The organism is Rhizobium sp. Rhizsp42, from assembly GCF_047304155.1.
GTDB lineage: Bacteria > Pseudomonadota > Alphaproteobacteria > Rhizobiales > Rhizobiaceae > Rhizobium.
Map to the genome: position 1 here is coordinate 25078 of NZ_JBGLYS010000032.1, position 21259 is coordinate 46336.

Here is a 21259-nt window from a genome sequence, read left to right on the forward strand (position 1 = left end):
AGGCGTCTTACTTGGCGGCATCCGGCGCCGTGCGCGTGTCGACGTCGACAACGACGCTGAGACCGGCGCGCAGGCGACCCGTGTCGAGCGCGTCCTGCGGCAGGGCGATGCGAACCGGTACGCGCTGGATGATCTTGGTGAAGTTGCCCGTCGCGTTTTCCGGCGGCAGCAGCGAGAACACCGAGCCCGATGCCGGCGAGATCGATTCCACCGTGCCGACGATCGCATGATCGTCATAGGCGTCGACATGGACATTGACCTTGGAGCCCGGAACCAGATGCTGGATCTGCGTTTCCTTGAAGTTGGCGTCGATATAGAGCTGGCGGACCGGAACGAGCGCCATCAGGCGCTGGCCGGGCGAAACCAGATCGCCTTCCTGAACCGAGCGGTTGCCGACAACGCCGTCATAAGGCGCCTTGAGAACCGTGAAGGACAGGTCGCGCGCGGCCTTGTCGCGGGCAAGTTCGAGCTGGCGGATCGTGCCTTCGGCTTCGCGGCGCTGCGCATGCAGCAGCGTCACATTGGCTTCCGCCGATGCGATCGCGGCGTCACCGCCGACGAGATTGGCCTTCGCCTGGTCGAGCGCGATGTTGGCGGTGTCGAGCGATGCGGTCGTGCCGACCGACTTCGCCTGCAGCTCGCTGGCGCGGGTCTGGGTGATTTGCGCGCCGCGAACGGTGGCGTCGAGCGCGACCTTCTGCGCCTTGGCCTGGTCGAGGCTCGCCTCGCCGCCGGCGATCTGCGCGTCGATGCGCTGCAGCGACAGCTTCTCGGTGTCGAGCGAGGCCTGTGCCTGCTCCAACGCCAGCTTGTAGTCGCCGTCGTCAAGCGTGGCCAGGGTATCGCCGACCTTGACCTGCTGGTTGGCGACGACGTTCACCTTGGCGACGTAGCCGGTGACCTTGGGAGAGATCGTGGCGATATCGCCTTCGATATAGGCGTCATCCGTCGAGATCATGAAGCGGCCGACCGTGAACCACTGGTAGCCGAAATAGGCGGCACCGGCGAGAAGGGCGAGCCCAAGGATCGGCAGCACGGGGCTGCGCTTCTTTTTCTTCTGCTCAGGTGCCGTCTCGACTGGAGCGGCCACGGTCTGCGGCGTGCGCGGGGCTTCCGCGGTGACGGCTTCCTGAGCCTCACCTTCGGCAGGCTTGCTGACAATCCTGGTGACATTGGCGTTCTGGCTAGACGACATGAGAGAATACCGGTAAATCGAGTAAAACTGATCGAACTGAACGGTTCGGTTTAGTTGACATAGAGCCTTTTTACGTTCATATCAAGATGTATCGAACCACCCGGTTCGATTTTGTTAACGAAACATTCGCATGTGCGAATATGGTTAAGGAGCTATGACAGACTTTTCCGACGTGTCAGTGGAGGAATCGACATCTGCAGGAGGCAGATGGGCCGCGGGTGAAGACCCCGCAAAACGCAAACAGATTCTCGACGGCGCCCGCCGCGCGTTCATGAAGTACGGCTTCGACGCCGCCAGCATGAACGACATCACGCGCGAGGCCGGCGTTTCGAAGGGTACGCTCTACGTATACTTCGCCAACAAGGAAGAGCTGTTCGCCGCGATGATCGAGAGCGAACGCGCCGCCTTCGTTGCCGCGATGCGCACCACGCTTGCCGAGCGCGAGGACGTGGAAACCGGTCTCCATGACTTCGGCATGGATTTCATCGCCCATATGACCGACGAGAAGGTCATCAGCGCCATGCGCACCGTGCTCGGTGTTCGCGACCGCATGCCGGCGCTTTGTCAGCGTTTTTTCAACGGCCCGGAAAACCTGCGCACCATCCTGCGCGACTATCTCATTCGCTATGTCGAAGCCGGCCAGCTCAATATATCAGACATCGAACTTGCGGCCGCCCAGTTCCTCGATCTCTCCAGCGGCAGCTTCTTCAAGTTCCGCCTGTTTGGCAGCATGGAAAAGCCGCCATCGAAGGAAGAGGCGGAGCGCGTCATCAATGGCGCCGTACGCATGTTCATGGCGACCTACGGGATCGCCAACAAGGGCTGATCCGCCCCTGACATCCCGGTATCAGGACCGTTCCGGCACAGGAGCGGTCCCCGCAAACGACGATTTGCATATCAACATCGCGGAATAAAACCCCGCCGACTTTCGTATACTCCTTGCGCGCTTTCCAAGACTTGGCTGGCAAGACGTACTTGCTAAGCAAGGGCGCGCGATTACATTCGAGCGACCGCTAATGTGGCGCAAAGGGATATACATAGATGCAAGACATCATGATGCTCGTGCAGGACCCGGCCGCCTGGGTGGCCCTCGTCACCCTGGTGGTGATGGAAGTGGTCCTCGGGATCGACAATCTCATCTTCATTTCCATTCTCACCAACAAGCTTCCACCCGAAACCCGCGAAAAGGCCCGCAAGCTCGGCATCGGCCTGGCTCTGATCATGCGCCTGGCGCTGCTCGGCACCGTCGCCTGGATCGTCAAGCTGACGACGCCGGTCTTCGAAGTCTTCGGCCACGGCTTCTCCTGGAAGGACATGATCCTGATCGCGGGCGGTCTCTTCCTGCTCTGGAAGGCGACCAAGGAAATCCACCACACCGTGGACCCTGTCGACCACGAGAACGATGCGGCATCCGCTGCTGTCGTCGCCAGCTTCACCGCCGTCATCGGCCAGATCCTGGTGCTCGACCTGGTCTTCTCCGTCGACAGCATCATCACCGCCGTCGGCATGACGCCGCACCTGCCGATCATGGTGATCGCCGTTATCGCAGCCGTCACGGTCATGCTGGTAGCCGCGACCCCGCTTGCCAACTTCATCGAGAAGAACCCGACCATCGTCATGCTGGCGCTCGGCTTCCTGATGATGATCGGCATGACGCTGATCGCCGAAGGCATGGGCTTCCACGTCCCCAAGGGCTACGTCTACGCCGCCATGGCCTTCTCCGCCCTCGTCGAGGTGCTCAATATGCTGGCCCGCAACGCCAAGAAGAAGAAGCGCGGCGGCACCAGCAAGGAAACCTTGCACTAAAAACAAAACGGGCGCGGCCACCAGGCCGCGCCCGTTTCGCATCAGGGCCGTGTTTCAGAGCATGTCGCCGAGCGTCCAATGGTTCGCCCAGCGCGCATCGATCTCGTCCTCGACATTTTGAAAGCGGATATCGGTCGAAAGGCGGATCAGACCCTCGGCGCTGCGGTTGGTGGTCGCGGCGTGGATCATGTAGGGGCTGTGCAGAACCACATCGCCCGCCTCGTAATCGGCGATCAGCCAGCGCGTATCGAAGCGCTCGGCCATATCAGGCAGGTCCTTCGACACCCAGCCGCCCTCGCTCATGTTCCTGTTATAGGCGCTGATCCGCTCTTCCGGCGTGAGCTCAGCGCTCTTCTCCGCAAAATCCGCCTCCATCCTTTTGCCGATCGCATGCGAGCCCTCGAGATAGACCAGCCCGCCCATATCGACAGGCGTATCGCCGAGCGGAATCCAGGCCGTGACGATCCGGCTCGTTCCGCCGCGCAGATAGACGAGATCGTAATGCGCAGGCGTCGCCGTCGGCGTGCCGGGGCGGGTGAAGCGCATGATCTTGCGCTTGTGCAAATAGGAGATGCCGGAAAGGAGCTGGTCCATGAACCGCGTCAGCCGAGGCTGCGCGCAAAATCCCTCGTAAGCCGCCGAGCGCACCAGCGCCATCAGGATGCGATCGACCAACTGCTTCTCGGGCTCGGCGCCAGATGCCAGCCCAAGCGTCGGGTCGGACCCCGCCTCGATCAGCCCGGACCGCGCCAGATGCGAGAAGACCCAGCCCCGAAACGCCAGCACGTCATCCCGCTTCAGGAACCCCTTCAGCCAGACATAGCCGTCCCGCTCGTAGCGCTCGCGGATCGCTTCAAGCCCGATACCGGGATCCGTCTCCTCCAGCCGCCCCATGCGCTTCGGCGCGGTCGACAGGCGCTTGCCGTCGGCGAACAGCTCGATGGCGGGTGCGTCATGGGATTGAACAGCAAGACTTGACATTTCGATCACCTCCCAAGCGAATATCGTAATGCTTTATCGCCTGCACCAGGGAGGAAGACCATGGACGGAAGAACGGGCTGGACTTTTCGCTCATGAATGACGCCACAATCGCGCTCTATCGCTCGCCTCCATCAGGCGCCGCGAGCCTGGCCGTCACAGGCTTCGGCCGCCAGCGCGTCACCAGTCGGCTGAAGAACCGTCGATTGCCGACGCATGCCGTCGTGATGGTGGAGCGCGGGCATGGATGGTTGCACTGCGACAAGGCGGGAACGATCGAGATATCGGGCCCGGCGCTCTTCTGGCTCCCTGTCGGGACGGCGCACGGCTATGGGCCCGATCCGGGCGAAAGCTGGGACGAGCGCTGGGCGTTGTTTTCAGGCACCCTCGCCGACGAATGGCTCCGCCAGCGCCTGATCGACGAGACAGCGCCGATGGTGTCGCTCGAAAACCCGCGCGAGATGCGACACCTCTTCACCACGCTGCAGGATGAGTTCGCCGAAGACAATCCGCTCGGCCTCGCCGCATCGGCCGCGACGCTTCATCGGATCGTCGTCGAAGCCGCCCGCCAGGCATCACGCGCGACAGCGAGTGCCAAGGCGGATGCGACGATCGAAAAGGTAGTGGAAGCGCTGGAGAGCCGGGCATTCGAGCCGGTCGACATGACGGCACTCGCGTCTGAATTCGGCCTGTCGCCGGCGACGCTGCGCCGCCGTTTCGCGGCCGCGACCGGGCTCTCGCCCAAGGCCTTCCAGCTGCGCCTGCGCATCGATCATGCCAAGCAGCTGCTGACGACGTCGGACCTTGCGATCGAGGCGATCTCGCGCGCGATCGGCCTCGACGACGCCTTTTATTTCTCACGGCTGTTCCAGGATCGCGAACGGTGCTCGCCGAGCGAATTTCGCCGCCGGCACCGTCGCGCCTGAACCGATCAGCCGGCTGCCAGTTCCTTGTCGATCGCCTGCACCAGCCGCTGGTCGTCGGCGGTCACATCGGGCGCGAAGCGGGCGACGACCTTGCCGTCGCGGCCGATCAGGAACTTCTCGAAATTCCAGAGAACGCCGGTGTCGCCCTCGACGGCAAGACCAAAGCCGCTCAGCTTTTCGCGCATCGGCCCTTCGCCCGTGCTCGGCAGGTCCAGTCCCGTCAGCAGCTTGTAAAGCGGATGCTGATCGTCGCCCTTCACCGAGATCTTCGAGAAGATCGGGAACTTGACGTCATAGGTCAGCGTGCAGAACTCGACGATCTCCGCATCGGTGCCCGGCTCCTGGCCCTTGAAGTTGTTGGCCGGAAAGGCGGCGATGACCAAGCCGCGTTCGCGCTTGTCCTCGTAGAGCTTCTCCAGCCCTTCATACTGTGCTGTCAGCCCGCATTTCGAGGCGACGTTGACGACAAGCACAACCTTGCCCTTGTATTCATTCAATGTGGTCTCGCGCCCATCGGCAAGCTTTATCGGCACGCTCAAAACATCGGTCATCATCAATCTCCAATATGAAATACCGCCGCGGAAGCTATACCCGCACGCAGGTTTGTCCAGCGCGGAAAATCGCCCGCTGGCAAAATCGCCCAAACCATCTAATTTTGAGGGGAAGGGCGCGGGCGCCATCTGGGGGATCGGGCGGGGATGATCGGGATGTCTCGGGAAGTGTTTTTGGCTGCCTCTATCTGCGCCTGCCTGATCGTGGCTTCGATCGGCACCATGCTCAGCTATCACAGGCTGCCGAGCCACCACCGACAGGAAGAGACCAATGCCGTCGTGCGACTGGTGGCCAATATCTTCGTGGTCATGACCTCGCTGGTCTTCAGTCTGATGATCAACTCGGCGAAGAACACCTTCGAAGGCATCGACAGCAACGTCCACAGCTTCGCCACCGAGATCATTCTCTTCGACCAGACGCTTCGAACCTACGGGCTGGAAGCCAACGAGACCAAGCGGCGACTTTCCACCTACGTGGAGATTGCGCTCGGCAACGTGCCCCCATCCAGCGACCCCCTGGTCAAGGGCGACCCCGCCGCCGAGTTCGCATTGAACGAGGTCGGAAACAGCCTGGCGCTGCTCACCCCTGATGATCCCGGCCATATCGCGCTCTTGAACAATGCCCGCCAGCAATACCAGCGGATCGTCGAGCAGCGCTGGGTCCTCGTCGAGCAATCCGAAGGCGTCATCCCGAGGCCGCTGATCGCCATGCTGGCGACATGGCTGGTCCTGATTTTCGCGAGCTTCGGCTACCGCGCGCCGAAGAACATCATCGTCGTCTCGATGTTCGTCATCGCTGCCTTCCTGATCTCGGCCTCGATCTATCTGGTGCTCGACATGGACATCCCCTTCAGCGGTCTCATCCAGATTTCCGACCTGCCGTTGCGCCGCGCGCTGGCCGAACTTCAGCGCTGACCACAACCAAATGCGGAACCATATCGCTGCTTGATCGGTTTGGTCCGTATGAAGAGCACAGAAAAGAAAGCCCGCCGCGGCATGACGCGGTTCGTCGCCATCATCTTCACCGTCGCTGTGGTCATGGCCATGGTCTATTATTTCGGCTTCACGCCCGGCTCGGCCTGATTACTTAGCCGGCTTGAAGGTCCACTTCACGACATAGTCGCCGTTGCGCTTGGTCTTGATCTTGGTCTTGACCCTGACGGGACCGCCGATTGCCGCTTCCGCCGCCTCGAATGCCTGGCGCGCCTGCGCCATCGCGTCGTGATAGCTGGAGTTATCGCGCCGCGGGCTGTCCGCGATCGCTTTCAGGAGCGCGAGCGTATCGGGCGCCTTTTCATCCGGACGCTTGCTGCCCGCAGCGCCCTTGCGCGTCTCGTTACCCATGCTCACTCCTCGGCGATACGATCCGCCCATCAGCGTCCATATACCGGCCGCGACCGAAATCTCAATGCGAACTACCCCAGGCGCCGCATGCCCTCACGAATTTTGCACGCCCTAAGCCATTGAAGTACATCGCGCGCGGCACAGTTATCCGCGAAGGTCGGGAAATCTCCCGGCTTCCGATCTCTATTCCCGGAAACGCATGACAACACAGCAGATTCTCGCCTTCGGCGTCATTGGCCTGATGATGGCGGTCTTCATCTGGGACCGCTTTCGCTACGATCTCGTCGCCTGCTGCGCGCTGGTGCTGGCAATCGCCGTCGGCCTCGTGCCCTTCGACAAGGCCTTCTCCGGCTTCAGCGACGATATCGTCATCATCGTCGGCAGCGCGCTCGTCGTCAGCGCCGGCGTCGCCCGCTCGGGCATTGTCGATACCGCGATCAAGCGCTTCTTCCCCAATCTCGATACGCTGCACACCCAGCTCGCGCTGCTGCTTATCGTCGTCGCCGTCCTCTCGGCCTTCATCAAGAACATCGGCGCGCTGGCGATCATGATCCCGGTCGCCTTCCAGTTCGCCCGCAAGAGCGGCAAGTCGCCCTCGCTCTATCTGATGCCGATGAGCTTCGCGGCCCTGCTCGGCGGGTTGATGACGCAGATCGGCACCTCGCCCAATATCGTCGTCTCGCGCCTGCGCGGCGAGATCACCGGCACGCCTTTCACCATGTTCGACTTCACCCCCGTCGGCGCCACGCTGGCGCTGGTTGGCGTCGTCTTCCTGATCTTCTTCCACTGGCTGGTCCCTGAGCGAAAGAACGAAAACCCCTCGCTCGAAGAAGCGCTCGACGCCAAGGCCTACTTCTCCGAAGCCACGGTGGCGGAGGAATCGACCGTCGAGGGCAAGCCGCTCAGCGATCTCATCAAGCTCGGCGATGGCGACGCCGTGGCGACCGCGATCCTGCGCGGCCACACCCGCCTCTCGCCCTTCCCCGATGTGGAACTCAGAAACGGCGACACGCTGCTGCTCGAGGGAAGCCCAGACGCGCTCGACCGCATCGTCTCCAACGCCAAGCTGAAACTCTCCGGCAAGCCGATCGCCGATCCCGCCGAGCGCAACGACCTCATCTCGATCGAGGCGATCGTTGCGTCGGAATCGCAGCTGGTCGGCTGGTCGGCGCGGCAGCTGTCGCTGTCGAACCGCCGCAGCGTCAACCTGCTCGCCGTCTCCCGCAAGGGCCACCGGCTGAACGAGCGCCTGAGCGAAGTTCGCCTGCGCGCCGGCGACGTGCTGGTGCTGCAGGGCAACCGCCGCAACTTGCCCGCGTTCCTGCAGGAATTCGCCTGTCTGCCGCTCGCTCAGCGCGACATCATGCTCGGCACCTCGCGCCGCGCCTATCTGCCGCTTTTGATCCTGCTCGCCGCCATGGCCGCCACTGCCACCGGCGTCGTGCCCGTCGCGACGTCCTTCTTCTGCGCAGCACTTGCCATGGTCGTCTTCCGCGTCATCCCGCTGGTCGATGTCTACAAGGCGCTCGACGCCCCGATCCTGATCATGCTCGCGACGCTGATCCCGGTCTCCGACACATTGAGGACCACCGGCGGAAGCGAGCTGATCGCCGGCTGGCTCGGCCATCTCGCAGCGCAGATGCCGCATTACGGCGCGCTGGCGCTGATCCTGATCACCGCCATGGCGGTCACGCCATTCCTAAACAACGCCGCCACCGTGCTCGTCATGGCGCCCATTGCCGCAAGCTTCGCCCAGACGCTCGGCTACAAGCCCGACGCCTTCCTGATGGCGGTCGCGATCGGTGCCGGCTGCGATTTCCTGACCCCGATCGGCCACCAGTGCAACACGCTGGTCTTCGGCCCCGGCGGCTATCGCTTCAGCGATTACCCCCGCCTCGGCCTGCCGCTCTCCTTCCTGATCATCCTCGTCAGCGTGCCGCTGCTGCTCTGGGTCTGGCCGGTTACCTAAGACGTCACCTGAGTGGCGTGCCGGACTGGCGCAACCGACGGCGCGGGCGGCATTTTCCTTGACGTGTGCAGCCGAATATGGCCTTAAAGCCAGCCAAACGGACAATTGGCCGGGCAAGCGGGCGAAATGCCCTTTTCCGGCCGGTTTCCTGATCCAGTTATCTGCATTCTTCAGGCCGAGCGTTGCTTTCCCTCAGAAAGCCGTCCGGCATTTATTTGACGGGCACATAAAATGACAGCTTCCGGCGTCCGCGTCCGCATTGCTCCCTCGCCAACCGGCGAGCCGCATGTCGGCACCGCATACATCGCACTCTTCAACTATCTCTTCGCCAAGAAGCACGGCGGCGAGTTCATCCTGCGTATCGAAGACACCGATGCCACCCGCTCGACGCCCGAATTCGAGACCAAGGTGCTCGACGCGCTGAAGTGGTGCGGCCTGGAATGGTCGGAAGGCCCCGATATCGGCGGCCCCTACGGTCCCTATCGCCAGTCCGACCGCAAGGACATGTACCAGCCCTACGCCCAGGAGCTGCTGGACAAGGGCCATGCCTTCCGCTGCTTCTGCACGCCCGAGCGCCTGACCGAAATGCGCGAGGCCCAGCGCGCCTCCGGCAAGCCGCCGAAGTATGACGGTCTCTGCCTGAAGTATTCCGCCGAGGAAGTCTCCGCGAAGCTCGCATCGGGCGAAAGCTCCGTCATCCGCATGAAGATCCCGACCGAGGGCTCCTGCGACTTCACCGACGGCGTCTACGGCGATGTCTCGATCCCGTGGGATTCGGTCGACATGCAGGTCCTGATCAAGGGCGACGGCATGCCGACCTATCACATGGCAAACGTCATCGACGACCATCTGATGAAGATCACCCACGTCGCCCGCGGCGAGGAGTGGCTGGCATCGGTGCCCAAGCACATCCTGCTCTATCGCTATTTCGAGTGGGACCAGCCGGTGTTCATGCATCTCTCGCTGATGAGAAATGCCGACAAGTCGAAGCTCTCGAAGCGCAAGAACCCGACCTCGATCTCTTATTACTCCGCGCTCGGCTATATCCCGGAAGCGCTTATGAACTTCCTCGGCCTGTTCTTCGTGCAGATCGCCGAAGGCGAGGAACTACTCGACATCGAGGAACTGGCCGGCAAGTTCGACCCGGAAAACCTCTCCAAGGCCGGCGCCATCTTCGACATCCAGAAGCTCGACTGGCTGAACGGCCGGTGGATCCGCGAGAAGATGTCGGAAGAAGAGTTCCAGAGCCGCGTTCTCACCTGGGCGATGGAAAACGATCGCCTGAAGGCCGGCATGGCGCTGTCGCAGTCGCGCATCTCCAAGCTCGGCGAACTGCCGGAGCTGATGGGCTTCCTCCTGAAGTCGGACCTCAACCTTGATCCGTCCGCCTTCGCCAAGATCAAGTCGCCGCCGGAAGAGATCCTCGAGATCCTCAACACCGTGCAGCCGGATCTGGAAAAGATCCTCGAGTGGAACGTCGAATCCATCGAAGCCGAACTGCGCGCCATCGGCGACCGCATGGGCAAGAAGCTCAAGGTCATCGTCGCGCCGCTCTTCGTCGCCGTCTCCGGCTCGTCGCGCTCGCTGCCGCTGTTTGACTCAATGGCCATCCTCGGCCGCTCGGTCGTCCGCCAGCGCCTGAAACTGGCCGCCCAGGCCGTCGCCTCGCTGGTGGGACCGAAGTAATTTGACAAGAAAGTGCCGGCGTTAACGTCGGCATTCTGAAGTACCCCCCTCTGCCCTGCCGGGCATCTCCCCCACAAGTGGGGAGATCGACCAGCGGTCCGGTCTACGCCAAACAATGAGCGTAGGCGATCGGGTGAGCCCAGCCAATCTCCCCCCTTGTGGGGGAGATGTCCGGCAGGACAGAGGGGGGTAACCGCAACGAACACAGCCCGAAAAAGGCCGACAAGATGACCGACAAGACCGAAACCGCCACCCTCTCCTCCGACGCGACTGAGGTTCGCGCCCAGAAGCTGAAGCTGCTGCGCGAAAAGATCGGCGACGTCTATCCGGCGCATTTCCACCGCACCATCACCAATGCCGAGCTGGCCGAGAAGTACAAGGATCTGGAATCCGACATCGAGACGACTGACGTCGTCACCGTCGCCGGCCGCGTCTATTCCTCACGCAATTCCGGCATGTTCATGGATATCCATGACGCCGGCGGCAAGATCCAGATCTTCAGCCACAAGGACGTGACGCCCGAGGCTGCCCGCGAGATGCTCGCCATGATCGACATCGGCGACATCATCGGCGTGACCGGCACCGTGCGCCGCACCAAGCGCGGTGAGCTGTCGATCAACGCGCAAGAGATCACCATGCTCACCAAGTCGCTTCTCCCCATGCCGGAGAAGTGGAACGGCATCGCTGATATCGAGATCCGCTACCGCAAGCGCCACCTCGACATCATGAGCAACGACGAATCCAAGCTTCGCTTCCAGCAGCGCTCGAAGATCCTCTCCGGCATCCGCCGCTTCATGGAAGACGACGGCTTCATGGAAGTCGAGACGCCGATGCTGCACTCCGTCTATGGCGGCGCAACGGCCGATCCGTTCAAGACGCACCACAACACGCTGAAGCAGGACATGTACCTGCGCATCGCGCCGGAACTCTTCCTGAAGCGCACGCTGGTGTCGGGCCTCACCGACAAGGTCTTCGAGATCAACCGCAACTTCCGCAACGAGGGCGTCTCCACCCGGCACAATCCCGAGTTCACCATGATGGAGTGCTACTGGGCCTATGCCGATTACGAGGACATCATGGACCTCGTCGAGCGCCTGTTCGAAAAGCTGGCGCTGCAGGTGCACGGCACGACGGAATTCCCCTTCGGCGACAAGCAGATCTCCTTCAAGGGCCCGTTCAAGCGCGTCCCCATGCCTGACGCCGTCAAGGAAGCGACCGGTATCGACTTCCTCGCCATGAAGACCGACGAGGAAGCCCGCACTGCCGCCAAGGCCGCCGGTTTCGAGGTCGAGAAGGACTGGACCTGGGGCGAATGCCTCGCCTTCATCTTCGAGGAGAAGGTCGAGGGCACGCTAATCCAGCCGAGCCACGTCACCCACTTCCCGAAGGACATCTCGCCCTTCGCCAAGGAAGTGCCGGGCGAGCCGCGCCTCGTCGAGCGCTTCGAGACCTATTGCAACGCCTGGGAGCTGGGCAACGCCTTCTCCGAATTGAACGATCCGGAAGAACAGCGCCGCCGCATGGTCGAGCAGCTCGAGCAGGCCCATGCCCGCGGCGAGAAGGACAAGCAGCTGGACGACGAATTCCTCGACGCCATCGACCAGGGCATGCCGCCCGCAGGTGGCCTCGGCATCGGCGTCGACCGCCTGACCATGCTCTTGACCAACGCCCCTTCGATCCGCGACGTCATCCTCTTCCCTGCCCGCAAGGCCAAGGCTGACTAAGGCCGGTTACGGACATGCAAAAGGCGGCAACCCGAAAGGGTTGGCCGCCTTTTTTTGTTTGTGTTCCGCTAACGAGATGCCGTCGAGCCGACGCGTTGTTCGCCGTTGTCAGACGGGAAAACCCCGCCGACCAACCAATCAATCAATGTCCGCCTGAAGGCGCCGCCGCCGGGGCTGCCTCACCTTCGGCCGGTGCAGCGCCGTGTCCTCCCTCGGCCGACTTCGCGCCCTCGCCCTTGGCAGCCGGCTTGCCCTCTCCGCCTTCGGTCGCGGCAACCGCGATCGGGTCGATACAGTCGGACACGTCCTTGAAGGATGCGTTGAGCGTGGTGATCTCGTCCTCTGGCAGGTCGACGCGCTCGCCGAAGAACAGGCCGTTGGCCGCCGCCGTGCCGTCGTAGTAGCGGGCGGTGTAGGTCTTGTTGCCCTCGATGCTTTCGATAACAGGATCGGGATGCGGGATATAGACGACGTCGGCGCCGATGGCGCGGCCGCGGATATCGGAGCGCAGCGTCGGTCCATTGGCATCGAGAACCACGACCTGCACGAGATCCGGCTTCTGCGCCTCGTAGACAGCTTTTGCTACCCTAAGCGCCGTCTTGACGCGGGTCATGCCGTCGGTCGGCTCGGTCTTGATGTATTTGCGGATCCAGACCCGCTTCTGCTTCTTGATGGTGACGAGATTGACGTCGGTGCACGCGGCACCGTTCACGGTCTCCGCGGGAGGACCGAGCAGGGTGTCCTTGCCGATATACAGCGCTGCGCCGCCGGAAACGCCCCCGAGAAGGGCAATTCCGACGATGATCAGCACCAATTTCCGGGAAGGCCGGAAGATGCGCAGTAAGGCCTTCACGCCAACTGCTCCGCCATCAAGTCACTCCAACGCAATAAACTGGTGTGGACGCTAGAGAAATGACGTTTCGGAATACTTAAATAGCGGCAAGAAGTTTGTGCCATTCAGAGACTTATCCCAAAAAAGGTCCAGCATGGTGCACGCTTGCAATGGCCTCCGGCGCTATGCTCTAACATGCCATGGCCTTCACGCTTCGCCAGATTCAATACTTCATTGCAGTGGCCGAGCAGGGCTCGATCACGCGGGCCGCGCAGAACCTGTCGATCTCGCAATCCTCGGTTACGGAAGCACTGAAGGAACTTGAGACCGACCTCGGCGTCGAGCTCTTCGACCGCCATCCGCGCGGGCTGACGATCACCCATAACGGCCACCAGTTCCTGCGCCACGCCACCAAGATCCTGGCCAGCGTTTCCGATGCCCGCGCCAGCTTCTCAGGCACCAGCAACCAGCCCTCGGGTACGCTCAACATCGGCGTCACCTCGCTGGTCGCCGGCTACGTGCTCTCCGACCTGCTCGCCCGCTACCGCCGCGCCTGCCCCGGCGTCGAGGTCTCGGCGATAGAGGACAATGGCGGCTATCTCGAACATCTGCTTGTCGGCGGCGAGCTCGATGTCGCGGTCATGGTCATCTCCAATCTGCGCGACCGCATGGCATTGCAGGCCGAGATCCTGGAGACCTCGCCCTATCGCCTCTGGCTCCCCATGGGCCATCCGCTTGTCTCCGCCGACATTATTTCGATCGCCGACATCGCCCGCGAGCCGCTGATCATGCTGACCGTCGACGAAATCGAGGAGAACACCGGCAAGCTCCTCTCCGCACTGGGCGCCCGCCCGCACGTCGCCTTCCGCACCCGCTCCGTCGAAGCCGTGCGCAGTCTGGTCGCGACCGGCGCGGGTGTCGCGCTGCTCCCCGATCTCGTCTACCGCCCATGGTCGCTGGAAGGCGACCGCATCGAAAGCCGCGACGTCTCCGGCTCGCTTCCGGTCGTTCAGGTCGGCATGGTCTGGCGCAAGGGTTCCAGCCTACCGCAGGCCGCAAGGGATTTTGTCGGGATCGCCGAGGCCATGCGCTCAGGACGACCGCGCTAAAACTTAGCGCACACAGCGTACCTATCGGAAATTCCGATATCGCCATTCTGATAAATGAATTTGCGAAAGCGGCTTTTTCGCGTCACCTTTTCTGCCGGGAACAAAACGCCACGAAGTGGCACCAAAACCGGGAGACATCAGATGAAATATCTTCTGAAATCGTGCACGGCTGCGCTTGCGACCCTGAGCTTCGTGACGCAGGTGGTGGCGGCCGAGCCGCTGAAGACGCTGGGCAAGGGCGAAGGCGCCGTCAGCATCGTCGCCTGGGCCGGCTATATCGAGCGCGGCGAAAGCGACAAGAATTACGACTGGGTCACCGGCTTCGAGAAGGAAACCGGCTGCAAGGTCTCGGTCAAGACCGCCGCCACCTCCGATGAAATGGTGTCGCTGATGAACGAAGGCGGCTTCGACCTCGTCACCGCCTCGGGCGACGCCTCGCTCCGCCTCGTGGCAGGCAAGCGCGTCCAGCCGATCAACACCGATCTCATCCCGAGCTTCAAGAACGTCGACAAGCGCCTGCAGGATGCGCCCTGGTACACAGTTGGCGGCGTGCATTACGGCGTTCCCTATCTCTGGGGACCGAACGTCCTGATGTATAACACCGACGCCTTCAAGGGCGAGGCGCCGAAGAGCTGGAAGGTGGTCTTCGAGGAAGAGACGCTTCCCGACGGCAAGTCCAACAAGGGCCGCGTCCAGGCCTATGACGGCCCGATCTACATCGCCGATGCCGCCCTCTATCTCATGGCCCACAAGCCGGAGCTCAACATCAAGAACCCCTACGAGCTCAACGAAGACCAGTACAAGGCCGCCCTCGACCTTCTGCGCGGCCAGCGCAAGCTCGTCTCGCGCTACTGGCACGACGCGATGATCCAGATCGACGACTTCAAGAACGAAGGCGTCGTCGCCTCCGGCTCCTGGCCCTTCCAGGTCAACCTGATGCAGGCAGACAAGCAGAAGATCGCCTCCACCTTCCCCGAGGAAGGCGTCACCGGCTGGGCTGATACGACCATGCTGCATGCCGACAGCGAGCACCCGAACTGCGCCTATATGTGGATGGAGCATTCGCTGTCCGCCAAGGTCCAGGGCGACGCCGCCGCCTGGTTCGGCGCCGTCCCCTCTGTTCCATCAGCCTGCAAGGGCAACGAACTGATGACCGACACCGGTTGCGCCACCAACGGCTATGATCACTTCGACAAGATCAAGTTCTGGCGCACGCCAACCGCCAAGTGCGAACAGGGCGAGTGCGTGCCCTATCACCGCTGGGTGTCGGATTATATTGGCGTGATTGGCGGGCGGTAACAGCTGACCGCAGGCCTTGGCCTCAGCGCCCGGGTTTACCCCCCTCTGCCCTGCCGGGCATCTCCCCCACAAGGGGGGAGATCGACCCGGAGCGGGCGCCTTGCCAAACGGTGAGTGTGGAGCGGGTGGATGCGCCCAGCCAATCTCCCCCCTTGTGGGGGAGATGTCCGGCAGGACAGAGGGGGGGTAAGCCACACGGCACACCCTCCCGACGACAACATGAAAAATCCCGAGGAGCCCCCCCCCAAATGACACCCGCCGTCCGTTTCCAGAAGGTCTCCCGCCATTTCGGCTCCGTTCGCGCCGTCGATGGCGTCGATCTCGAGATCGCGCCGGGCGAGTTCTTCGCCATGCTGGGGCCGTCGGGTTCGGGCAAGACCACATGCCTGCGCCTGATCGCCGGCTTCGAGCAGCCGACAGCGGGGCATATCGAGATTTTCGGCGAGACCGCCGAGGGCGTGCCGCCATACAGGCGCAACGTCAACACCGTCTTCCAGGACTACGCGCTCTTCCCGCACCTGAACATCCTCGACAACGTCGCCTACGGGCTGATGGTCAAGGGCGTCGGCAAGATGGAGCGTACGAAAGCTGCCGAACAGGCGCTGGACCTGGTGAAACTCCCCGGCTACGGCGCGCGCAAACCCGGACAACTCTCCGGCGGCCAGCGGCAGCGCGTGGCGCTCGCCCGGGCGCTGGTCAACAAGCCGCGCGTGCTGCTGCTCGACGAGCCGCTCGGCGCGCTGGACCTGAAGCTGCGCGAGCAGATGCAGGAGGAGCTGAAGGGCCTGCAGCGGGCGCTGGGGATCACCTTTGTCTTTGTCACCCACGACCAGGGCGAAGCACTCTCCATGGCCGACCGCGTCGCCGTCTTCAACGATGGCGGCATCGTGCAGGAGGGCACGCCGCAGGATATCTACAACCGCCCGAAAACCCGCTTCGTCGCCGATTTCGTCGGCTCCTCGAATGTGATCGCTCCCGAGCTGATGACCGCGCTCGGCGGCGAGAAACGCTGGGCGAGCCTGCGCCCCGAAGCGATCCGCCTCACCGGCGACGGCGTCGAATCCCGTGTCGAGAATGCCAGCTTCCTCGGCGCCGCCACGCGCCTCACCGTCGCCGCCAGAGGCACGCGCCTGCATGTCATGCTGCCTGCAGGTGCTGCCGTGCCCGAAGTCGGCGCCGATGTCCGCCTGTCGTGGCAGCCGATCGACGTGCACTACATGGACGACGCCGCATGACCGCGATCGCGCTCACCCACGAGGAGACGGCGACCTCGATCCTGCCCGGACGCGGCGGCTTCTTCGGCCGGCTTTCGGACATGTTCTGGCGCCGCCCCAAGCTGCTGCTCTTCCTGATGCTGACGCCGCCGCTGCTCTGGCTCGGCATCATCTATATCGGCTCGCTCCTGGCACTTCTGCTGCAGAGCTTCTTTTCGATCGACGATTTCTCCGGCCTGGTGAACTACGAATTCACGCTGGCGACCTATGCGCAGCTGCTGTCGCCGACCAATTTCGACATCATCGTCAGAACGGTGCTGATGGCGGCGCTGGTGACGCTCGCCTCGGCCGTCGTCGCCTTCCCGATCGCCTATTACGCCGCCCGCTACGCCAGGGGCAAATGGAAGGCGCTCTTCTATCTCGGCGTCATGCTGCCGCTCTGGTCGAGCTATCTGGTCAAGATCTACGCCTGGAAGCTGATCCTCGCCAAGGAAGGCATCCTCACCTGGTTCTTCGCCAAGCTGCATTTGGCCTGGCTGCTCGATGGCGTGCTTTCTCTGCCCGTCATCGGCGGCAATTCGCTGTCGGTGAGCTATATCGGCACCTTCCTCGTCTTCGTCTATGTCTGGCTGCCCTACATGATCCTGCCGACGCAGGCAGCGCTTGAGCGCGTGCAGGGCAACCTGATCGAGGCCTCGTCGGATCTCGGCGCCACACCCGGCCAGACCTTCCGCACCGTGCTCTTTCCGTTGGCTTTGCCCGGCATCGTCGCCGGATCGATCTTCACCTTCTCGCTGACGCTCGGCGATTACATCATCCCGCAGATCATCGGCTCCTCGCGCCTTTTCATCGGCCAGGCGGTCTATGCGCAACAGGGAACGGCCGGCAACGTGCCGCTCGCCGCCGCCTTCTCCGTCGTCCCCATCGTCATCATGGCCGTCTATCTGTGGCTGGCCAAGAAACAGGGAGCCTTCGATGCGCTCTGACCGTGGCCAACGCGCGCCGATCGCGCTCAAGATCGCCGCCGCCGGCGGGCTGCTCTTCCTGCACCTGCCGATCCTGCTGATCTTCGTCTACGCCTTCACGACGGAGGAAAAGAGCTATCAGTGGCCACCGCCGGGGTTGACGCTGCAGTGGTTCGGCATCGCCTGGAGCCGGCCGGATGTCTGGGCCGCCCTTGGGCTCTCCGTGCAGGTCGCCTGCATCGCCACCGCGATCGCGCTGGTGCTCGGCACGCTCTGCGCCGCCGCCGTCAGCCAGACGAAGTTCTTCGGCCGCGAGGCGATCTCGCTGCTCGTCATCCTGCCGATCGCGCTGCCTGGCATCATCACCGGCATCGCGCTGCGCTCGGCCTTCAGCCTGTTCGACATTCCCTTTTCGGTCTGGACGATCGTGCTCGGCCACGCCACCTTCTGCGTCGTGGTGGTCTACAACAACGCCGTCGCCCGCTTCCGCCGCACCCAGGGCTCGCTGATCGAGGCCTCGATGGATCTCGGCGCCGATGGCTTCCAGACCTTCCGCCACGTCATCCTGCCGAACATCGGCACGGCGCTTCTCGCCGGCGGCATGCTTGCCTTCGCGCTCTCCTTCGACGAGGTCATCGTCACCACCTTCACCGGTGGCCAGCAATCGACGCTGCCCATCTGGATGCTGGAAGAGCTGATCCGCCCGCGCCAGCGCCCGGTCACCAACGTGGTCGCCATGGTCGTCGTGCTCGTCACCTTCCTGCCGATCCTGGCAGCCTACTACCTCACGCGCGACGGCGATCAGGTCGCCGGAGCTGGAAAATAACCGGAGCGCGGGATACCCCCATCCCGCCCCATCGATAACAAGGGAGAACATCATGGACACCGCGATGCTGATTGGATCCCGCTTCGAAGCGGGCACCGAGATCGAAGAAAACATCCTGAACCCGAAGACCGGCGAGACGGTGCTGAGCCTTGCCGAGGCATCGCTCGGCCAGATCGACGCCGCCGTCGACGCCGCCGAGAAAGCCTTCTCTTCATGGTCGCAGACGACACCCGGCGAGCGCGCCGGCTATCTGCTGAAGATCGCCGACGCGATCGAGAAGGACGCCCAAGGCTTCGCGACGCTGGAAGCGTTGAACTGCGGCAAGCCGATCAACGCGGTGCTGAACGACGAGATCCCGGCAATAGTCGATTGCTACCGCTTCTTCGCCGGCGCGGTGCGCAACCTGCACGGCCCGGTCGCCGGTGAATATCTGCCCGGCCACACCTCGATGATCCGCCGCGACGCCGTCGGCATCGTCGGCTCGATCGCGCCGTGGAACTATCCGCTGATGATGATGGCCTGGAAGCTGGCACCGGCGATTGCCGGCGGCAACACCGTCGTCTTCAAGCCTTCCGAGCAAACGCCGCTGACGGCGCTGAAGATGGCGAAGCTCCTCTCCGACATCCTGCCCGAAGGCGTGGTCAACGTCATCCTCGGCCGCGGCGAGAGCGTCGGCAACGCGCTGATCAACCATTCGAAGATATCGATGCTATCGATCACCGGCGATGTCGCGACCGGCAAGAAGGTGCTGCAGGCAGCCGCCAAAACAGTTAAGCGCACGCATCTGGAACTCGGCGGCAAGGCCCCCGTCATCGTCTTCGACGACGCCGATATCGACGCGGTCGTATCGGGCATCCGCACCTTCGGCTACTACAACGCCGGTCAGGACTGCACTGCCGCCTGCCGCATCTATGCCGACGCCAAGGTCTACGACAAGTTCGTCGCCGACCTCTCCTCCGCGGTATCCTCGATCAAGTTCAACCTTGCCGACGACGCCGAAAACGAGATCGGTCCGCTGATCTCCAAGCGCCAGCGCGACCGAGTCGAGAGCTTCGTGGCGCGTGCCGGCGAGCACAAGCACATGGAGATCACCACAGGCGGCAAGACCTCGGGCGACAAGGGCTTCTTCTACACGCCGACGGTTATCGCCGGCGCCACGCAGGAAGACGAGATCGTCCGCCGCGAGGTCTTCGGCCCGGTCGTTTCCGTCACCCGCTTCACCGATGTCGAGGATGCCGTCACCTGGGCCAACGACAGCGACTATGGCCTGGCCTCGTCCGTCTGGACCAAGGACATCAGCCGCGGCATGAAGACCGCCGCCCGCCTGCAATATGGCTGCACCTGGATCAACACCCACTTCATGCTGACCAACGAGATGCCGCATGGCGGCCTGAAGCAATCGGGCTACGGCAAGGACATGTCCGTCTACGCACTGGAAGACTACACCGCCGTCCGCCACGTGATGATCAACCACGGCTGACGCATGCCATGCAGACCGAGAACGCCGCCGTTGGCAACAGCGGCGGCGTTTTCGTAGACAGGGTGAATTGTCAGCGCGGCGGCATGGCCGCGAATGTCGGCAAGGCCGGATCGAGGTGATCCCAGGTGTGGCCGGCGGCGGTCCATGCCACCAGTTGCGGCTTGTAGCGGCTGGGATCGTCGAGGCTTGATGGCGTGACGATGAACACATCCGGCATGTCGGGAAATGTCAGATAGACATGCGAGCCGCAGGTCGGACAGAAGGCGCGCCGCTTCACCGTACCGCCATCGCCCACGCTCTGCCACTGCGATGCCTCTCCCTTCAGCGTCACCTCGGCGGCGACGAAGGTCAGGTGCGATTGATGCCCGGTGCCACTGTCGCGCTGGCATTGGCGGCACTGGCAATCGAGCATGACGACGGGCTCGCCGGCGATCTCGTAGCGCATGGCGCCGCAGGCGCAGCCGCCGGTATAGGATGCGTTCATGACATTCTCCTCCTCTGACTTTAATGCAGCGTCTGCGACGCCTCCTCCGCGACAACAGTGTCCAGGCGCTCGACGACCTTCTTCCAGCCCTCGCTCATGTTGCGATAGGCGGCATCGTTCTTCGGCAGCACGAAGCCCGAATGCACCAGGCGCAACCGCGTGCCCGCTTCCGCTTCGGCAAGGGTGAAGGTAACGATCGTCTCAAGCTTCGAGCCGTAGCCCTGATTGCTCTCGTGGCCGCCCCTCCAGGCATAGGAAAGCCGCTGCCCTTCCACGACCTCGAGCACCTCGCACCGGATGGTGCCGTCCCATTCGTCGGCCGGCTTGGTCTGGAATGTGAAGCGATTGCCGACAACGGCCTCGAACCCCTTGGGCTCCATCAGCCATCGCCCGATCAACGCGCCTGAGGTCAGCGCCTTCCAGACGATCTCCCGCCTATGCGGAAAGACCTCGTCCAGGACGATGGATGACGTGTCGGCATGGTCGGTCATGGGTCGATTTCCTTCAAGAGGTCCCTCAGATCGGCAAAGCGCTCGCGCCAGAAAACGCCATAGTGGCTCATCCAATCCGCCAGCGGCTCCAGGCCGGCCGGTTGCGCCCGATAATAGACGTTGCGGCCCTCCGGCCGCTCGCTGACAAGGCCTGCCTGTTTCAAGGTCTTCACATGTTGCGAGATCGCGCCCTGGGTCACATTGCTGCTGCGGGTGAGCTCCGCCACGGTGATCTCGTCGGAATTGGCGATACGTTCGAACACCGCCCGCCGCGTGGGGTCGGCAAGCGCGCGCATGACTGTCGTGATGGTCTCGGCTTCTGTCATATGCATTCAATAGCAATCACTAATCAATTAGTCAATACTAATTGGTTTGGATTG

21 protein-coding genes are annotated in these 21259 nt (G+C 62.9%); 13 read left to right on the forward strand and 8 right to left on the reverse strand.

What is annotated here, in order from left to right; genetic code table 11:
• Nucleotides 1-7: 7 nt before the first annotated feature.
• Nucleotides 8-1195: an HlyD family secretion protein gene (locus ACCD05_RS24615; RefSeq protein WP_018901985.1), complete on the reverse strand. Its 1188-nt coding sequence runs from the start codon at nt 1193-1195 to the stop codon at nt 8-10.
• 154 nt (nt 1196-1349) lie between these two features.
• Between ACCD05_RS24615 and ACCD05_RS24620 the strand changes: the two genes are divergently transcribed.
• Together ACCD05_RS24620 and ACCD05_RS24625 are read left to right on the forward strand one after the other, a co-directional pair.
• On the forward strand, nt 1350-2021 hold the full coding sequence (locus ACCD05_RS24620) for a TetR/AcrR family transcriptional regulator (RefSeq protein WP_413395954.1): 672 nt from the start codon (nt 1350-1352) through the stop codon (nt 2019-2021).
• A 215-nt stretch (nt 2022-2236) separates the two neighbouring features.
• Complete coding sequence (locus ACCD05_RS24625) at nt 2237-3001, forward strand: TerC family protein (protein ID WP_047509731.1); 765 nt, start codon at nt 2237-2239, stop codon at nt 2999-3001.
• Nucleotides 3002-3055: 54 nt separating this feature from the next.
• Here the strand turns inward: ACCD05_RS24625 and ACCD05_RS24630 are convergent, their stop codons facing one another.
• A complete protein-coding gene (locus ACCD05_RS24630; protein ID WP_413395955.1) occupies nt 3056-3982 on the reverse strand; it encodes a phytanoyl-CoA dioxygenase family protein in 927 nt (308 codons plus the stop codon).
• Between the two features lie 92 nt (nt 3983-4074).
• On the opposite strand from ACCD05_RS24630, the gene ACCD05_RS24635 reads away from it, so the two are divergent.
• Nucleotides 4075-4905, forward strand: coding sequence for a helix-turn-helix domain-containing protein (locus tag ACCD05_RS24635; protein WP_413395956.1), 831 nt, complete (start codon nt 4075-4077; stop codon nt 4903-4905).
• A gap of 5 nt (nt 4906-4910) precedes the next feature.
• On the opposite strand, the gene ACCD05_RS24640 is transcribed toward ACCD05_RS24635, so the two are convergent.
• Entirely contained in the window at nt 4911-5459 is a 549-nt protein-coding gene (locus ACCD05_RS24640; protein WP_413395958.1) for a glutathione peroxidase, read from the reverse strand.
• Between the two features lie 153 nt (nt 5460-5612).
• On the opposite strand from ACCD05_RS24640, the gene ACCD05_RS24645 reads away from it, so the two are divergent.
• Nucleotides 5613-6371, forward strand: coding sequence for a hypothetical protein (locus tag ACCD05_RS24645; RefSeq protein ID WP_413395960.1), 759 nt, complete (start codon nt 5613-5615; stop codon nt 6369-6371).
• 168 nt (nt 6372-6539) lie between these two features.
• Here ACCD05_RS24645 and ACCD05_RS24650 read toward each other — a convergent pair whose 3' ends face one another.
• Nucleotides 6540-6800: a hypothetical protein gene (locus tag ACCD05_RS24650; RefSeq protein ID WP_413395961.1), complete on the reverse strand. Its 261-nt coding sequence runs from the start codon at nt 6798-6800 to the stop codon at nt 6540-6542.
• Nucleotides 6801-6999: 199 nt separating this feature from the next.
• On the opposite strand from ACCD05_RS24650, the gene ACCD05_RS24655 reads away from it, so the two are divergent.
• The 3 genes from ACCD05_RS24655 to lysS all read left to right on the forward strand — a co-directional run bounded on the left by ACCD05_RS24655 (nt 7000) and on the right by lysS (nt 12179).
• Complete coding sequence (locus ACCD05_RS24655; RefSeq protein WP_018901994.1) at nt 7000-8769, forward strand: SLC13 family permease; 1770 nt, start codon at nt 7000-7002, stop codon at nt 8767-8769.
• A gap of 231 nt (nt 8770-9000) precedes the next feature.
• Complete coding sequence (gene gltX / locus ACCD05_RS24660; protein WP_413395963.1) at nt 9001-10455, forward strand: glutamate--tRNA ligase; 1455 nt, start codon at nt 9001-9003, stop codon at nt 10453-10455.
• 227 nt (nt 10456-10682) lie between these two features.
• A complete protein-coding gene (gene lysS / locus ACCD05_RS24665; RefSeq protein ID WP_111564940.1) occupies nt 10683-12179 on the forward strand; it encodes a lysine--tRNA ligase in 1497 nt (498 codons plus the stop codon).
• A gap of 142 nt (nt 12180-12321) precedes the next feature.
• On the opposite strand, the gene ACCD05_RS24670 is transcribed toward lysS, so the two are convergent.
• Nucleotides 12322-13032, reverse strand: a complete 711-nt coding sequence (locus tag ACCD05_RS24670; RefSeq protein ID WP_413395966.1) for a hypothetical protein — start codon at nt 13030-13032, stop codon at nt 12322-12324.
• Between the two features lie 179 nt (nt 13033-13211).
• On the opposite strand from ACCD05_RS24670, the gene ACCD05_RS24675 reads away from it, so the two are divergent.
• From ACCD05_RS24675 to ACCD05_RS24700, 6 genes are all read left to right on the forward strand, one after another.
• On the forward strand, nt 13212-14120 hold the full coding sequence (locus ACCD05_RS24675; protein ID WP_018901998.1) for a LysR family transcriptional regulator: 909 nt from the start codon (nt 13212-13214) through the stop codon (nt 14118-14120).
• Nucleotides 14121-14261: 141 nt separating this feature from the next.
• On the forward strand, nt 14262-15419 hold the full coding sequence (locus ACCD05_RS24680) for an ABC transporter substrate-binding protein (protein ID WP_413395968.1): 1158 nt from the start codon (nt 14262-14264) through the stop codon (nt 15417-15419).
• A 248-nt stretch (nt 15420-15667) separates the two neighbouring features.
• Nucleotides 15668-16654 carry an ABC transporter ATP-binding protein gene (locus ACCD05_RS24685; protein ID WP_413395970.1) on the forward strand — a complete coding sequence of 329 codons (987 nt, stop codon included), beginning with the start codon at nt 15668-15670 and terminating at the stop codon, nt 16652-16654.
• Entirely contained in the window at nt 16651-17619 is a 969-nt protein-coding gene (locus tag ACCD05_RS24690) for an ABC transporter permease (protein ID WP_413395972.1), read from the forward strand. Before ACCD05_RS24685 ends, ACCD05_RS24690 begins: the two co-directional genes overlap by 4 nt.
• Nucleotides 17609-18424, forward strand: a complete 816-nt coding sequence (locus ACCD05_RS24695; RefSeq protein ID WP_413395974.1) for an ABC transporter permease — start codon at nt 17609-17611, stop codon at nt 18422-18424. The genes ACCD05_RS24690 and ACCD05_RS24695 overlap by 11 nt, the downstream gene beginning before the upstream one ends.
• Before the next feature lie 52 nt (nt 18425-18476).
• Entirely contained in the window at nt 18477-19904 is a 1428-nt protein-coding gene (locus ACCD05_RS24700; RefSeq protein WP_413395976.1) for a gamma-aminobutyraldehyde dehydrogenase, read from the forward strand.
• Between the two features lie 70 nt (nt 19905-19974).
• Here the strand turns inward: ACCD05_RS24700 and ACCD05_RS24705 are convergent, their stop codons facing one another.
• Genes ACCD05_RS24705 through ACCD05_RS24715 form a run of 3 tightly spaced genes read right to left on the reverse strand, consistent with a single transcriptional unit; the run spans nt 19975 to nt 21205 of the window.
• Nucleotides 19975-20388, reverse strand: coding sequence for a GFA family protein (locus ACCD05_RS24705; RefSeq protein ID WP_413395978.1), 414 nt, complete (start codon nt 20386-20388; stop codon nt 19975-19977).
• A gap of 20 nt (nt 20389-20408) precedes the next feature.
• The gene (locus ACCD05_RS24710; protein ID WP_413395980.1) at nt 20409-20879 is read right to left on the reverse strand and encodes an SRPBCC family protein; all 471 of its coding nucleotides are present in this window, start codon (nt 20877-20879) and stop codon (nt 20409-20411) included.
• Entirely contained in the window at nt 20876-21205 is a 330-nt protein-coding gene (locus ACCD05_RS24715) for an ArsR/SmtB family transcription factor (RefSeq protein WP_413396013.1), read from the reverse strand. The genes ACCD05_RS24710 and ACCD05_RS24715 overlap by 4 nt, the downstream gene beginning before the upstream one ends.
• Nucleotides 21206-21259: the final 54 nt, after the last annotated feature.